The 256-nt window shown below is 66.0% G+C and carries 1 protein-coding gene; it reads left to right on the forward strand.

Annotated elements, in window-relative coordinates:
* Positions 1 to 256, forward strand: a 256-nt coding sequence (locus OH705_RS27980; protein WP_267303531.1) for a site-2 protease family protein, incomplete at both ends; no start/stop codon positions are given.

Genomic DNA, 256 nt, shown 5'->3' on the forward strand with positions numbered 1-256 from the left:
GGCTGGGCCAAGCCGGTGCCGGTGGATTTCGGCCGCCTGCGCCGTCCCAAGAAAGACATGCTGTGGGTGGCGCTGGCCGGACCCGCCGCCAATCTGCTGATGGCCATCCTGTGGGTGTTTTCGCTGCGCCTGTTCCTGGAATCGGGCATGCAGGAGAGCTTCTGGTTCGAGATGGCGATGGCCGGCGTGCAGGTCAACCTGGTGCTGATGGCGCTGAACCTGCTGCCGATTCCGCCGCTGGATGGGGGACGCATCC

It is taken from the genome of Pseudomonas sp. BJa3, from assembly GCF_026343815.1.
Classification (GTDB): Bacteria; Pseudomonadota; Gammaproteobacteria; order Pseudomonadales; family Pseudomonadaceae; genus Aquipseudomonas; species Aquipseudomonas soli.